We start from the raw sequence: 13272 nt of genomic DNA on the forward strand, positions 1-13272 counted from the left end.
TTCGTTTTTACACAAGAACGAAGGATATAGCGCGAAAGAAAGATCGTCTACAGAAGGGAGAATCGTATGGCGAAGCCAGGATGGACCTTTTTAACGAATCATGCTCAGGTCTTTCTTTGCACAGCGGACAATAATCACCTGACCGCCAGAGAGATCGCCGAAATGGTAGGTATTACGGAACGCGCCGTACAGCGTATATTGAGCGATCTAGAAGAGGATGGCTATATTCAGCGCATACGTGTGGGGCGCAGCAATCGCTACCAGATTCATCTTGATCGACCACTGCGTCACCCGGCGCAGCATGGACAACAGGTAAGTGACCTCCTTATGCTGCTGCTCAAAAACACAGCTCAAGAGCAAAAGAACACCACACCGACTGTCTGACTATTATTTTGCCTTCGATATCCATAGATGCATGAACGTTTGTTGCCTCGATGATATGTATTAGATACAACAGGTCAAAAGATATAGTAGTAGAAGCAAGCGTTAATTCCAACCACTGGATTGAGAGGCGACTTGCTGGCAATCTTCGCACAAAAAGGCGCTCCGGAAACCAGCGCCATATTCACGGAGCGTGCTGGCAATGGTGCACAGATGAAACATCAATTTACCACAGATTGGGCAACTAGGATTCTCACTCAGACCGAGGGGTGGCCCTCCAACATCTCCATATACATGTGCGGTTGATTGTGTATGACCATTGCGATACACCAGCTGATCATCATAGGGTAAGAGGCGAAGTTCCCCCTTGCCGGCATCTTGATAGTTGATAGTCTGTGCTCGAAGTAAAGCAAGCTGCTCTGGATCCTCATCCTCGGAGGTAGACAGCTTTGCCTGTGTATAGAGGTTTTGCTCTGAAATAGTGCAGAAGAGTGTCCATGAACCAGTATGTAGCGGACTGACAAGGTGAGCGCGTGAGAAGGCCAGGGTAGGCAGACCAGCGACCTGAGTAAGATCGAGGGTTAAGTAATGCCATGAAATCATTGTTTGGGCTTTTTCTTCAGCAACCAGGGATATGGGAAGTCCAACCGGATGAGGTAGCTTGATAAGTTCTTCGGGTGTTAGCGTATCAGCAACGGGTTGGAAACGTAGCGCACTGCGGTGCTGTGTAAAGCGAGCTTCCGCAATTTTTCCATCGGCTGGAAGCCAGAAGCCAAGGTCCATGAAATTTTTCTGCCGGTGGGTGCTGGTAGCGTATTCCGCCATTGCAGCCCTGGCTGCTGGCGTGCCGATGGCGGCCAGCATATACTCAAGAAGGTAGGTTGGACAATCCTGATCTGTATGATAGAGGCGCCGCACTAACTGCTCAACACAGCTATCTGGAGCAGCTTAAAGCAGATAGAGCCAGGTTGGAAAAGAAAATCTCAAGAAGGCGAGTTGTTGGCCTGGGAGATTGACTGCTTCAGTTTGGAGTGGGCGAAAATGCTGTGGACAAATAGCTCCAACATAGTAGAAGTGATCCTCAATATCGGCGCGCCAACGCTCTCTGGTGAAGGCGCCAGTTGTTTGAGAGAGCGAGAGAGCCTTCTCAAACAATGCGCGGACATCGGCCTCGGTTTCAACGGGCATCAAAAAATTTCCACCATTTGGCTGTAAAGGCATAAGATATCCCCATTTCTTCCGGTAGTTTTGGATGGTATCCAGATATTAACATGTTTTCTATTTGTTTGAGAGTGTCAGACTCTCATCTTACCGGGACGCTCGAGCGCTCCCACACGGGCGTCCGCATGCGCGGCCGCGCTGGTTTTCTATGTTGGTGCAACAGGGGCGCATCCGCGCCCCTGTTGCACCAACATAGAAACGACTTTCTGAGCACCGCAAGTGCGAAAACTCGTGCAGGCTGCAGGCGATGATCATGAGAGTCTGATACTCTCTTCTTTGAATGTGTCTGGCTTTCATTACACTGGGAAGCGTGCAGCTCTTGTGTGGACGTGCGCATGCGCGCCCGCGCTTTTTATTCTTGTGTGATACAAAAAGTACGCCGGGCGCACTTTTTGTATCACACAAGAATACTTCTTGAGCGCCTTTGGCGCTCAAACTCAGGCGTGAAGATAGCGGAGATCTTGGGGATAAGATATATTCTTATAATGCGATATAGAAAATGCGTGATGTGCATTTTCTATATCGCATTATAAACAATTAGAAGTTACATAAGCAGGTAAGCAAAGGGCCAGCCAGCCATCTGGTGAGCGCTAGCCGGGTTGGGGTCAGGGAGTGACGATGTTAAATGATGGTTCGAAGGTGTCCAGGCAAGAAAGGACTTCAAAGACCTTGTCCCTGTTGCCTTTGATCTGGATAGCGCCAAATTCTATTTCGTGTTCAAAGGTGGTGGCACCCAGCGTTATCGCGTCCATGATCGCTCGGGTCAGGGTGATTGTGGCATCGGGGTGCGCGAATTTCTTGTTGGGTGTATAGGTCAGGGCGCTATTTTTGAGTTGTAGAGCGTAGTCTTTTTTGACATCGCTAAAGTGTATATTCTCCGTAATGGATTTGCCGGCTGCTTTGGGGCCATTAAGTCGAATGCCCATGAAGTCGAAGTACATATCGATGGGCATCGCCTTGACGACATCAGGACTATCAGTTTTCGTCGTGGGAACTTGTGGAACGCCGTGGCGTAGTTCAAGTGCTCCCATCAAGTATTCATTGCGCCAGGTAGGGTTCTCACATTGATAGCCAAGTTGTTCAAGGGCAGCAGCCTGGAGTTCGCGGGCTGCTTGCAGATCGGGATGGGCAAAGACAACGTGATTCATGACCTGTGCCACCCAGCGATACTCGCCAGCATTGAATGATTCCCGGGCCTTTTGCATAACCTTCTCAGGGCCACCCATATACTCGACATACTTTTGGGAGGCCGCTTCAGGCGGGAGTGGATGCAGATCCGCTGGATTAGAGCTATAGAAGCCCAGGTATTTCTGATAGATGCCCTTGACGTTATGATTGACGCTCCCATAATATCCCCGGTTATACCAGGCTTTAGCCAGGCTCTCAGGGAGCTGGATCATCTCAGCTACCTCCAGCATGGTATAGCCATTGTTTATCAGGCGCATCGCCTGATCATGGAGATATTTGTACATATCACGCTGCTTCTCAAAGAAGTTCAGGACATTCTTTTGGTCCCAGGTCGGCCAATGATGTTGTGCGAAAACCACATCGGTACGAGAGCCAAAATTCTCGATGGCTTGATTAATGGCCTTCCACCAGGAGACCGGATCGCGCACCTCTGCCCCACGCAAGGTATAGATGTTATGCAAATTGTGGGTCATATCCTCGGCCGCACAGAGCGCGCGAAATTGAGGAAAGTAGATCAGCATTTCAGAAGGGGCCTCAGTATCCTGTGCCAGCTGAAATTCCATCTTCACGCCATCGATAGTGCGTTTCTCACCGGTCTGATGAATAGTATCCGTGGGAGGGATCAAGGTTACCGTACCCAGCGAAACGGTTTTGCCCAGTCCTGCGTCCACCTGTCCCTGCACGCTCTTGGGAAGTATCATGCCATACATATAGAGTGCGCGCCGACTCATCGCATTACCGGCAAACACATTCTCACTAATCGCGTTTTCAAGGAAGCCCTCAGGAGCCAGGATCGGTATTTTGCCGGACGTAACATCATCCTCAGAAACGACGCCTTTCACCCCACCATAGTGATCGGTATGGCTATGGGTGTAGATGACCGCTTGCACAGGTTTTTTGGGGAAATGCTTATAGTAGAGATCCAGGGCAGCGTGGGCGGTTTCGAGGGTCGTCAAAGGATCAATAATGATCAAACCTGTATCACCCTCGATAATCGTCATATTGGAGAGATCCAGGCCACGGACCTGGTAAATCCGATCAGTGACCTTGAAAAGCCCATGATTACAATTAAGTTGGGCCTGGCGCCACAAACTAGGGTTGACCGTAGGAGGAGCAGTCGCAGATGAGAGGAAATCATATGCTCCGAGATCCCAGATAACATCCCCATGTTCATTTTTGATCGTTTTATGCGTAATTGTTCCAATGAAGCCGCGTTTAGCGTTCTCAAAGTCTTCTTTTTGCTCAAACGGCAGCTGGCTCAGGACACGGGCATTCGCCTCCTGTGTGATTGAGGAGGCTGCTGAAGGTGCGGATTTGGTCTGTGACGTTTTTTGTTTAGAATTAAACAACTTTATGATCCTTTCTCATCGTTAGTGTGCTCAAATGGTTGACACAGTCATTGACTGCATCTCTTTATAGTGCATGTACAGAGAAAAAACATCATCCAAAGGTTGGATCTTTATGCTTCGGCTGAAGCATAAAGTGTTGTTCCCGGGCGGGCGTGCGCCTCCGCGCCCGCACTCGTTTTATGAGGTGTTGTAGAAAAGGTGCGATGCACCTTTTCTACAACACCTCATAAAAAAAGTTATGGGATACAATGTAGAAGGATTAATAAAAATGAGTGAAACGATCGGATTTATTGGGCTTGGCCATCTGTGTCTCCCAATGGCGAATAATCTACTTAACGCTGGCTAATCTCTCGGGGTGTATGGCTCTTCCTATCGTGGGCTGTTTTTGGATGGTAGCGAGCAAACTATCAGTGTTAAACTTTCAATGATAGAGAGGTTGTCGTGAGGATGCGGACATCCTCACGACCTGAGTGAGATGGGGTTAGCCGATGGAGTAGGCGAGCAGCAGACCCAGGTAGGCAATAATACGTACTGTGGCCGCGATTACAGTTATAAAGATCAGGCTTGTTTGAAACATACCTGGAATATTCAGGCCATAGCCAATGACGAGTACTAGAAAAGCTATACTCATCATGAAGCTAAAGCGCGTCGCTTTAGAGGTATAGAGCATGGCGTAGCGAATGAAGGCGCAGGCATAGATAAGCATGCGCAGCCCATTCAAGATCAGTGAGAGTTGAGGACTCTTGATGGATGGATAGAGAGGCGTCAGCAGAATAACGACTAGCAATAAAGCTAGCGCGATAATCTGAGCGCGCTTAAGTTGCTGCATCTGTGCCTGTGACTTCACGAGGGAGCTAAGAAAAATAAAGAGTCCACCGCAGCAGGCCCCATATGTGCGAGCCCAATCAGTGCTAAAGGTGTTGCCGCCCAGATGGGTCTCACCAATCACGCCAACAAATGTTCCTAAAGAAATAGAAGCCATCGCCAATCCCAGCACAAATAACATATCGCTACGTGACAGTGAATAGCTATAAAATGCCCGGATAGAAATAATGAGACAAACACCAGCAATCGGGATCGCCATCAGGGTGGCGATCTGGGTCATCGGCATGTGTATAGTTCCTCCTGCTATAAAAATAGTGTATAGCCTGTTACGGCTAGAGTAGAGTTGGCATAAACGGGGCCGGATCTATGAGCTCACCGGTTGGTGTATACAATTGAATGCGGCGATCTTGCAATAAGAAGCTCAAGACAAACCTGACCTCTTTGGAGGTCAATTCCTGCATGCGCGCCAGTTCAGCAACACTTCTAGAGCCATCGATAGAGGAGTAAAAGCGCCGCGCCTTTTTATCCTTGATCGTCGAAGCGGTCGAGAACGGATTATCGGCCTGAACATGTTCCATATTATGGGTGCGTTGAGGAATGATATGTGTCAGGGAGAGCGCCTGGTTCTTATTCAAGACACGCATCGCGTCAGTATTGCCAGTAGAGGGCCGCGCCTCAAGCAAGAACTGCTGATTGACAAGAATACGTATAGACTGTCCCAGTATAAAATGGATGGCGCGCTCTTGATCTTTAGTCAAAGGCTCGGCGGTAAAGAATGAGACCACCATGGTTAACGGTGTGGGCACATATACTATTGATGCTGTTTTTTGTGGTGCAGGAAGGAAGGTGGTATGCTGCAGGAAATAGCCAGAAAAAAAGTGTGTATTGTATTGGGCCAGCAGCTGTACCAGGGTAGAAGGGAAGATCTGCTCAATCGGGAGTGACAGCGCGTGCTCTTTTTTCTGCAAGAAACGCTCTATCGCTATCTCTATTTGTCTATTTGTGTAGAAGGGATGTGTTGGAGAGAGTAGCTGATTAGCCGCAGCACGTAGAATGAGATGCGATTTCCCCTGTGTATCGAGTTGAGATGCCCAGAATTGAACGACTGATATATTTAAATACTGCACCATAGAGCGGGATAACCACAGGAACACCTCATCCACATGTTGTAGATTCGCAGTCTGGTTTAAAAGCTGAGAAATAAGCACAATCGGCTGTCTACGCTCCTCCGCCGTAGAGGTGGAAGGAGGTGAAAACTTACTATCTTCCATACAAACCTTTCACTTTGCTGCACAAACGGAACGCAATATGCGCATATGGCGACATAGTGTGTGGATAATATTACTCGAAATGGACTGATTAATTGTCTGCAAGTTCGGCAATGGTTATCTAAATAGAACAAACGAAACCCGACCGTCGTTATCTAAAACAGGGAGTGAAACGTGTATTTCTATGGCGTGTCTGATTTATAGATGTCATATTTTTTGCATCGGATGTAGCGCAAGCAATATCACTGTGTGTATACGGATATTACGCACATCTTATAGTTTTTTTGCAGGATTGTCTGTGATTTAGAATGGCTATAAATGCAATATAATTGATATGACATCCATTGAAATTGTTTTTTAATTGTAACATATTGAACAGCTTAATAGTATCATATATTGTACGATTCTGATAGGGAAAATCATCAAATATGTACTTTTTGATTGAGTGTGATTGAATTGTGATCGCCTGGCTGAGTATATAGGCGAAAACTGCGTGAATTGTGGCGGAATGCCCAGGAATCAATACTTCTGCGCATCGTTGTTTTTATTGTTTGGTCTTCGATCAGAAGAGGAAGAAGCGGGCGAAAACCCCGAATATACAAATATTGTTTATTTCTTGTTTTTTCGTATGGGAAGGAAAAAGCGGGAGCAAGCCCCAATACCATGTAGTTCAGAAGAATTTGAGCTCAGAAGCATGGGATTGGAGCCTGCCCCCCTTTTCCCCTTCCCATACGAAAAAACAAGAAGAAGAACGAATGGTATAGGTTCGGCCCTCAGCGGCCGATTGCCGCCCCGGCGACCCAGTATCCTAGCGATAGGGTGCCTTGTGGCATGATCCTTTCCTTCACGCGGTGCCCAAACACGGACCATGCATTTGGGCACCGCGTGGGTCGAGGTATCGGTGATGAGAGACCGAGCGGCGAGGAGACCGGGCCCCACTACCTGTGGGGCAATCGGGCGCTGAGGCCCGAACCTATGTGCATCGTCTTTCTTGTCGCTTTTTCGTACAGGAAGGGAAAAGGGGAAGCAAGCTCCAATCCTATGTTTGAGCTCAAATTCTTTGTATCTCAACGGCAATGGGGTAAGCCCCGCATGTACGGATCATATTTATTGCTGCATTCATTGCGTATCCATGCGGGCTTTTTTAGGGTTCATGCTAGAATTTTGATTAACTCCGCCTATTATAAAGGATAGCATATATAGCTGTATAAGTGCTGTTATTTCAAAAGCAGGAAAGGCTATTTTTTATTGGCAGTTACCCATTATCTTAATCGTCCGTATCTTGTAATAGAAGTGTAATTTTTTGCAATCTTTTTTCTACAGAGTGTCAGATTCCTATTATCGTGGGAAGTGTGTCACCCCTGTGCGGACGGGCGCAGGCGCGCCCGATCAGGTTTTATGATGTGGTGGAGAAGATGCGTACAGAGCATCTTCTCCACCACATCATAAAATATGGATAAGCTAGAGATGGATATATTTAAAACTGACCTGGGTGAGATAACACCAATGGATAATTTTGGCCGAGATGAGTCTTTTTTTCGAGCACTGATCGAAAATAGCGCAGACGCGATCGCGTTAATGAGCCCTGAGGGCCTTATTACTTATGCCAGTCCTTCAACAGAAAATGTGATTGGCTATACTTCTGAAGAGTTTATGGGACAAAATGGTTTTACTTTAATCCATCCAGATGACCTGGACGCAGTACAGGCGGCCCTGGCTCCTGTGCTGAAAACTGCCGGGCTTTCCGCCACGTTTGAGTACCGGTTTCGGCAAAAAAACGGCGAATATCGCTGGCTGCAAGGGACGGCCACCAATCTACTGCATTATCCTGCTGTGCACGCTATTCTGGGTAACTTTCGTGATATAAGCAAGCAAAAACAATCTACCGACCTGCTCCTGGCGAGTGAGGAGCAGGCTAGAATACTACTGGCCCGTGAACAGGAGGCGCTCAGGCAGGCTGAAGTGGCGCAAAAGCACCTGAATGACCTGTTTGTCCAGGCACCTGCGCTGATCAGTATACTCACTGGACCCGAACATCGCCTGGCATTGATTAATGATTCATTTCGCTGGCTCTATGGCAACCGCGAATTTACCCTGGGGAAGACCGTACGTGAGAACTGGCCGGACCTGGAAGGTCAAGGTTTTTTTGAACTGCTCGATCGTGTTTATCAAACCGGCGTCCCGTATATGGGGAATGAAGTTTTAGCCATGATTGACCGAGCAGGCACAGGTATACTGGAGCCCGGCTACTTCAATATTGTGTATCAACCTGCCAACGATGCACGAGGTAAAGTCAGCGGCATTATTGTCCATGCTATGGAAGTAACAGAGCAAGTCCTGGCGCGGCAACGGATTCAAAATAACGAGGCACGCCTGCGCCGACTGATTGATGCGAATATCGTAGGCGTGATCTTCTGCGATATGGAAGGCCATGTCAACGAAGCCAACGATGTTTTTTTGCAAATGGTGGGTTATACGCGCGAAGACCTGCAGGCAGGTGAAATAGACTGGGCTAGAATGACGCCACCGGAGTACACCGAAGTTGATCTGCAGGCACTAAAGGCACTCAGAGAGAAAGGTGCTATCCCGAAACCGTACGAAAAAGCATACTATCGCAAGGATGGTACGCTCCTCTCGGTAGTCGTTACGGCTGCCGCCCTGGATGAGTCCAACCCCAATGAATGCGTGGCCTTCATTCTGGATAATAGCATGCAGAAAGAACTGGATCAGCGCAAAGATGATTTTATCAGCATGGCTAGCCATGAACTGAAAACGCCTGTCACCAGCATCAAAGGATTCACGCAGGTATTGCTGAAGCGCTTTGAGAAGCGTGATGAACCAGATATTTATCGCTTTCTCTCTATTATGGATTTGCAGCTCAATAAACTCACTAAACTTATTGGCGACCTGCTCGATATTTCCAAGGCTCAGGATGGTAAACTAACCATGGAACAGAAGCCCTTTGAGCTAGATACGCTGGTTGCTGAAATAGTTGAGCAGATGCAAGCGACCACGGCCACCCATAATATCAAGCTCGAAGGAAAGACAAACACGACCATCCTGGGAGATCGAGACCGCATCGGACAGGTAATCGTGAATCTTGTAACCAACGCGATCAAATATTCACCTCGCGCCTCCACTATTGTTGTCAGAATGCTGCATAGAGAAGACCAAATAGCCGTGGTCCAGGTACAAGATTCAGGTATTGGCATCGACCCCATCCACCATAGCAAGATATTCAATCAATTTTACCGGGTAACGAATCCAGATGAACCATATCCTGGATTGGGTATCGGCCTCTACCTCTCGCGCCAGATAATTGAGAGGCATGCCGGAAAACTCTGGGTGGAGAGTACTAAGGGTGAGGGCTCGACCTTCACCTTTTCGCTACCCATTGTCCCCGATGTCCTTCCCTGATAAAAAAGGTTGATCCGCTATAATTTAATTTTTCGGGCGTAGAGGAGAAAAGCGGGGGCAAGCCCCGCACGTACAGTTATGCTATAACATATGAAAAAAATCCTTGCAGGTAATAAGGGCTGATCACAGACGCTTACCAGGGAAAAATGATATAATTCGACTGCTACTCGGATAGCACTTTGTCGTGTGCTGGTGAGTTACCGCACCTAATGGGCTGTTGGCTATGATATCTGGTCATTATGTCAAATGGCCCCCTTTAGCTCTCATCGTTGCCCTATCCTTAAATACTAAACACTCTGAGAGAGGGCAGGCAGTCAGGGCAGCCGAAAGAGGCGACTCACAAAGGCGGGTGAACTACTATGGCGAGGCAGATCAGCGACCTACCCCACGCGCTCGACCAGGGCGAGATGCTGGCGCAGCGCTTCGCCGGCAAGAAGCCGGCAGTGTTCCTTGACTACGATGGGACTTTGACACCGATCCGCGACCGGCCCGAGGATGCTGTGATCTCGGACAGCATGCGTGATGTCGTGAGGAGGTTAGCCGAACGCGTGCCTGTGGGAGTGGTTAGCGGTCGCGACCGCCGGGTTGTGCAGGAGCTCATGGGGCTCGACAACCTGATCGTGGCTGGCAGCCACGGCTTTGACATCTGGAGCCCGTCCGGAGGGTCTATACAGCGCGAGGAAGGTGCGTCATTCGAGGGACTGCTACGAGAGGTAGAGGCGCGGCTACGCGCCGAGCTGTCCGATCTTCCAGGAGCTCTGATTGAGCCCAAAAAGAGTTCTGTGGCCGCGCATTTCCGCCTTGTACCAGAAGAACAGCAACCCCGAGTCAAAGAGATTGTTGATACCATCCTTAGCGAGCATCCCGACGAGCTCAAGGTCACTCCAGGCAAGATGGTCTATGAGATCCAGCCCAAATTAGACTGGGACAAAGGCAAGGCGGTACTCTATCTACTTGAGGCGCTGGGTCTGGACCGAGATGATGTAGTTCCTGTTTATCTGGGTGACGATATCACTGATGAAGACGCCTTCCGAGCCCTGAAGGGGCGTGGCATTGGTATTTTCGTCGGCAGCTCCGACGATCCTGAGACCGCTGGCCGCACCACTGCCGCAGACTATATATTGAACACAATTGGAGAGGTCGAGAAGTTCCTCGACAGGTTGGCCGTCCCGGACCCAACGGAAGCAAAGCGAATGCAGTCCAGCGCGGGCTTCAGACCTGATCCAAAGGATTGGACGCTCGCTTACGATGACTTTGATCCCGAGCAGGAGAGGCTGCGGGAGGTACTGACCTCGACCGGCAACGGCTATTTCTGCACGCGGGGCAGCGCCGAGTGGGCCGACGTAGACGACATCCACTATCCTGGTACCTATGCCCATAGTTGCTATAACCGAGAGACAACCATCATGGGTGGTCGCCCGGTCCTCAATGAAGACCTGGTCAACCTCCCCAACTGGCTCGTACTCAAGCTCCGGATTGAAGGCAACGAGCCGATCAACCTGAAGAACGTTGAGCTGCTAAGCTACCGACACGAAGTAGACTTCCGTAACGCCACAGTGATACGCAAGCTGCGTTTCCGAGATCGTGGGGGGCGCGAAACGACGCTCGCCAGCCGGCGCTTTGTCAGCATGTTTGATATGCACCAGGCGGCTCTGGAATGGACCATCACCGCTGAAAACTGGTCCGGCAATGTAGAGGTCATCACGGCGCTGGATGCGCGCGTCATAAACCAGGGGGTTGCCCGCTACCGCGAGCTCGAAGGTCACCATCTGCATCCAGTGGCGAGCCGAAATCCAGGTCCGGACATCATCTCTTTGATAGCACAGACCCGCCAATCCCATATCTATGTATCTGAAGCAGCCAGAACGCGTGTATATGACGAAAATGGTGAGATAGAGATCAAGCGTGGGCTCTATCAAATGGAGGACTATGCCCACCAGACGCTAGGCTTTGAGCTCCAGCAAGGGCAACCAGTGCGAGTAGAGAAGCTCGTCTCATTCTATACCTCGCTCGACCAGGCGATCAACGAGCCACTGACCAACGCCGAGAAGGCAGTCAAATCTTTCGGTACCTTCGGCGAAGCCTTTAGCCTGCACCAGCGTGCGTGGGACGAATTGTGGGACGACTGCGATATCCGGGTGCCCAACGACGAACGGGTCCAGTTCCTACTGCGTTTTCATGCTTCGCATGTCCTGCAGACCTGCTCTCCCCACACGGCCGACCTCGACGCTGGCGTGCCCGCGCGCGGTCTCAACGGGGAAGCCTATCGCGGCCACATCTTCTGGGACGAACTCTATGTCTATCCCTTCCTGAACTTCCGGCTACCGAAGATCACCCGTGGTCTTTTGATGTACAGGTATCGCAGGCTTGACGAGGCCCGTGCACTGGCGCGAGAAGCCGGTTACCGGGGCGCGATGTATCCCTGGCAGAGCGGTAGCGACGGCAAGGAAGAGACGCAGATCGTGCACCTCAACCCGCGTTCCGGATTATGGGAAGCCGACCTGAGCCAGAACCAGAGGCACGTGAGCGCGGCCATCTTCTACAACATCTGGCACTACCTGCAGGCCACGGGCGATACCGACTTTCTGCTCGGGCCGGGTGCCGAGATGATGATGGAGATCGCCCGTTTCTGGTCCAGTATCGCCCACTTCAACCCGGAACGTGGTCGCTACGAGATCCACGGCGTCATGGGACCCGACGAGTTCCATGAGAAATATCCAGGCTCCAGCAAGGCCGGGTTACGCAACAATGCGTACACCAACGTAATGGTGGCATGGATCTCGGACGTAGCAGGCAGGCTGCTGGATATGCTGGCGGAGCGGAGGCGACGCTCACTCTGCGAACGGATTGGCCTTACCAACCAGGAGATTGAGCTCTGGAAGGAGATGAGCCGCAAAATGTACATCCCCTTCCATGCCGATGGAGTAATCAGCCAGTTCGAGGGTTGGGAGGAGCTGGAGGAATTGGACTGGGATGCATATCGCCGGGAATACGGCAACATCCAGCGGCTCGACCGCATCCTGCGCGCCCAGGGAAAAGAGCCTGACCGCTACAAACTATCGAAGCAGGCAGACACCGTATTGCTATTCTATCTTTTCCGGCAGGATGAGCTAAAGCAGATCTTTGAGCGCCTCGGTTATCCATACACGACTGAGACTTTGCGCAAGACAGTCGACTACTACGATGCTCGCACCTCGCATGGGTCCACCCTGAGCTTCGTAACGTATGCCGGGATCTTCTCGGAGATCAATCCCGGGGTTTCCTGGGAGCGCTATATGGTGGCATTGGAGAGCGATGTCGGCGACATACAAGGAGGCACCACAGCCGAAGGTATCCACATGGGAGTGATGTCAGGGACGCTGGACCTGGTGCAGCGCAGCTATATGGGTGAGGTAATTCGGGACGACATCCTCTACCTCAACCCCAAGGACATGGCTCACCTACGTGGCTTAAGCCTGCCCATGCGTTTCAGAGGATTATTGATCGAGGTCACCCTTGAGGATGGTCGCCTGCGGGTCAACGCCGAAGTTGACAGCCTGAACAGGTCCGTGAAACTGGGCGTTGGAGACCAGGTGCGAGAGATCAGGTCCGGTGAAGGCTACACTTTCATCCTCTAAACGAGG

General features: G+C 50.3%; 8 protein-coding genes and 1 pseudogene. 4 read left to right on the forward strand and 5 right to left on the reverse strand.

The annotated features are described in order from the left end of the window. The first annotated feature begins 66 nt into the window (after positions 1–66). Positions 67–384 carry a helix-turn-helix transcriptional regulator gene (locus EL645_RS26615; RefSeq protein WP_126553847.1) on the forward strand — a complete coding sequence of 106 codons (318 nt, stop codon included), beginning with the start codon at positions 67–69 and terminating at the stop codon, positions 382–384. 102 nt (positions 385–486) lie between these two features. On the opposite strand, the gene EL645_RS26620 is transcribed toward EL645_RS26615, so the two are convergent. The 5 genes from EL645_RS26620 to EL645_RS26640 all read right to left on the reverse strand — a co-directional run bounded on the left by EL645_RS26620 (position 487) and on the right by EL645_RS26640 (position 6235). Next, on the reverse strand, positions 487–1299 hold the full coding sequence (locus tag EL645_RS26620) for a hypothetical protein (protein ID WP_126553849.1): 813 nt from the start codon (positions 1297–1299) through the stop codon (positions 487–489). A gap of 30 nt (positions 1300–1329) precedes the next feature. Continuing rightward, the gene (locus EL645_RS26625) at positions 1330–1602 is read right to left on the reverse strand and encodes a hypothetical protein (protein ID WP_126553850.1); all 273 of its coding nucleotides are present in this window, start codon (positions 1600–1602) and stop codon (positions 1330–1332) included. A 605-nt stretch (positions 1603–2207) separates the two neighbouring features. Continuing rightward, positions 2208–4139, reverse strand: a complete 1932-nt coding sequence (locus EL645_RS26630) for an alkyl/aryl-sulfatase (RefSeq protein WP_218032028.1) — start codon at positions 4137–4139, stop codon at positions 2208–2210. Positions 4140–4620: 481 nt separating this feature from the next. Further along, positions 4621–5250, reverse strand: coding sequence for a hypothetical protein (locus tag EL645_RS26635; RefSeq protein ID WP_126553854.1), 630 nt, complete (start codon positions 5248–5250; stop codon positions 4621–4623). A gap of 46 nt (positions 5251–5296) precedes the next feature. After that, entirely contained in the window at positions 5297–6235 is a 939-nt protein-coding gene (locus EL645_RS26640; protein WP_126553856.1) for a hypothetical protein, read from the reverse strand. Positions 6236–7699: 1464 nt separating this feature from the next. On the opposite strand from EL645_RS26640, the gene EL645_RS26645 reads away from it, so the two are divergent. From EL645_RS26645 to EL645_RS26650, 3 genes and pseudogenes are all read left to right on the forward strand, one after another. Continuing rightward, positions 7700–9649: a PAS domain S-box protein gene (locus tag EL645_RS26645; RefSeq protein ID WP_161977712.1), complete on the forward strand. Its 1950-nt coding sequence runs from the start codon at positions 7700–7702 to the stop codon at positions 9647–9649. A 407-nt stretch (positions 9650–10056) separates the two neighbouring features. Beyond that, a pseudogene (gene otsB / locus EL645_RS45785) lies at positions 10057–10803 on the forward strand (trehalose-phosphatase); the annotation flags it as partial. A gap of 39 nt (positions 10804–10842) precedes the next feature. After that, positions 10843–13266 carry a glycoside hydrolase family 65 protein gene (locus tag EL645_RS26650; RefSeq protein WP_371865767.1) on the forward strand — a complete coding sequence of 808 codons (2424 nt, stop codon included), beginning with the start codon at positions 10843–10845 and terminating at the stop codon, positions 13264–13266. Positions 13267–13272: the final 6 nt, after the last annotated feature.

Source organism: Dictyobacter kobayashii, from assembly GCF_003967555.1.
Lineage (GTDB): Bacteria > Chloroflexota > Ktedonobacteria > Ktedonobacterales > Ktedonobacteraceae > Dictyobacter > Dictyobacter kobayashii.

Bases quoted from the DNA above. Each gene is read 5' to 3' on its own strand.
- EL645_RS26635 (WP_126553854.1), bottom strand. From the start codon at position 5,250: ATGCCGATGACCCAGATCGCCACCCTGATGGCGATCCCGATTGCTGGT.
- EL645_RS26625 (WP_126553850.1), bottom strand. From the start codon at position 1,602: ATGCCTTTACAGCCAAATGGTGGAAATTTTTTGATGCCCGTTGAAACC.
- EL645_RS26650 (WP_371865767.1), top strand. From the start codon at position 10,843: ATGCAGTCCAGCGCGGGCTTCAGACCTGATCCAAAGGATTGGACGCTC.
- EL645_RS26615 (WP_126553847.1), top strand. From the start codon at position 67: ATGGCGAAGCCAGGATGGACCTTTTTAACGAATCATGCTCAGGTCTTT.
- EL645_RS26640 (WP_126553856.1), bottom strand. From the start codon at position 6,235: ATGGAAGATAGTAAGTTTTCACCTCCTTCCACCTCTACGGCGGAGGAG.
- EL645_RS26645 (WP_161977712.1), top strand. From the start codon at position 7,700: ATGGATATATTTAAAACTGACCTGGGTGAGATAACACCAATGGATAAT.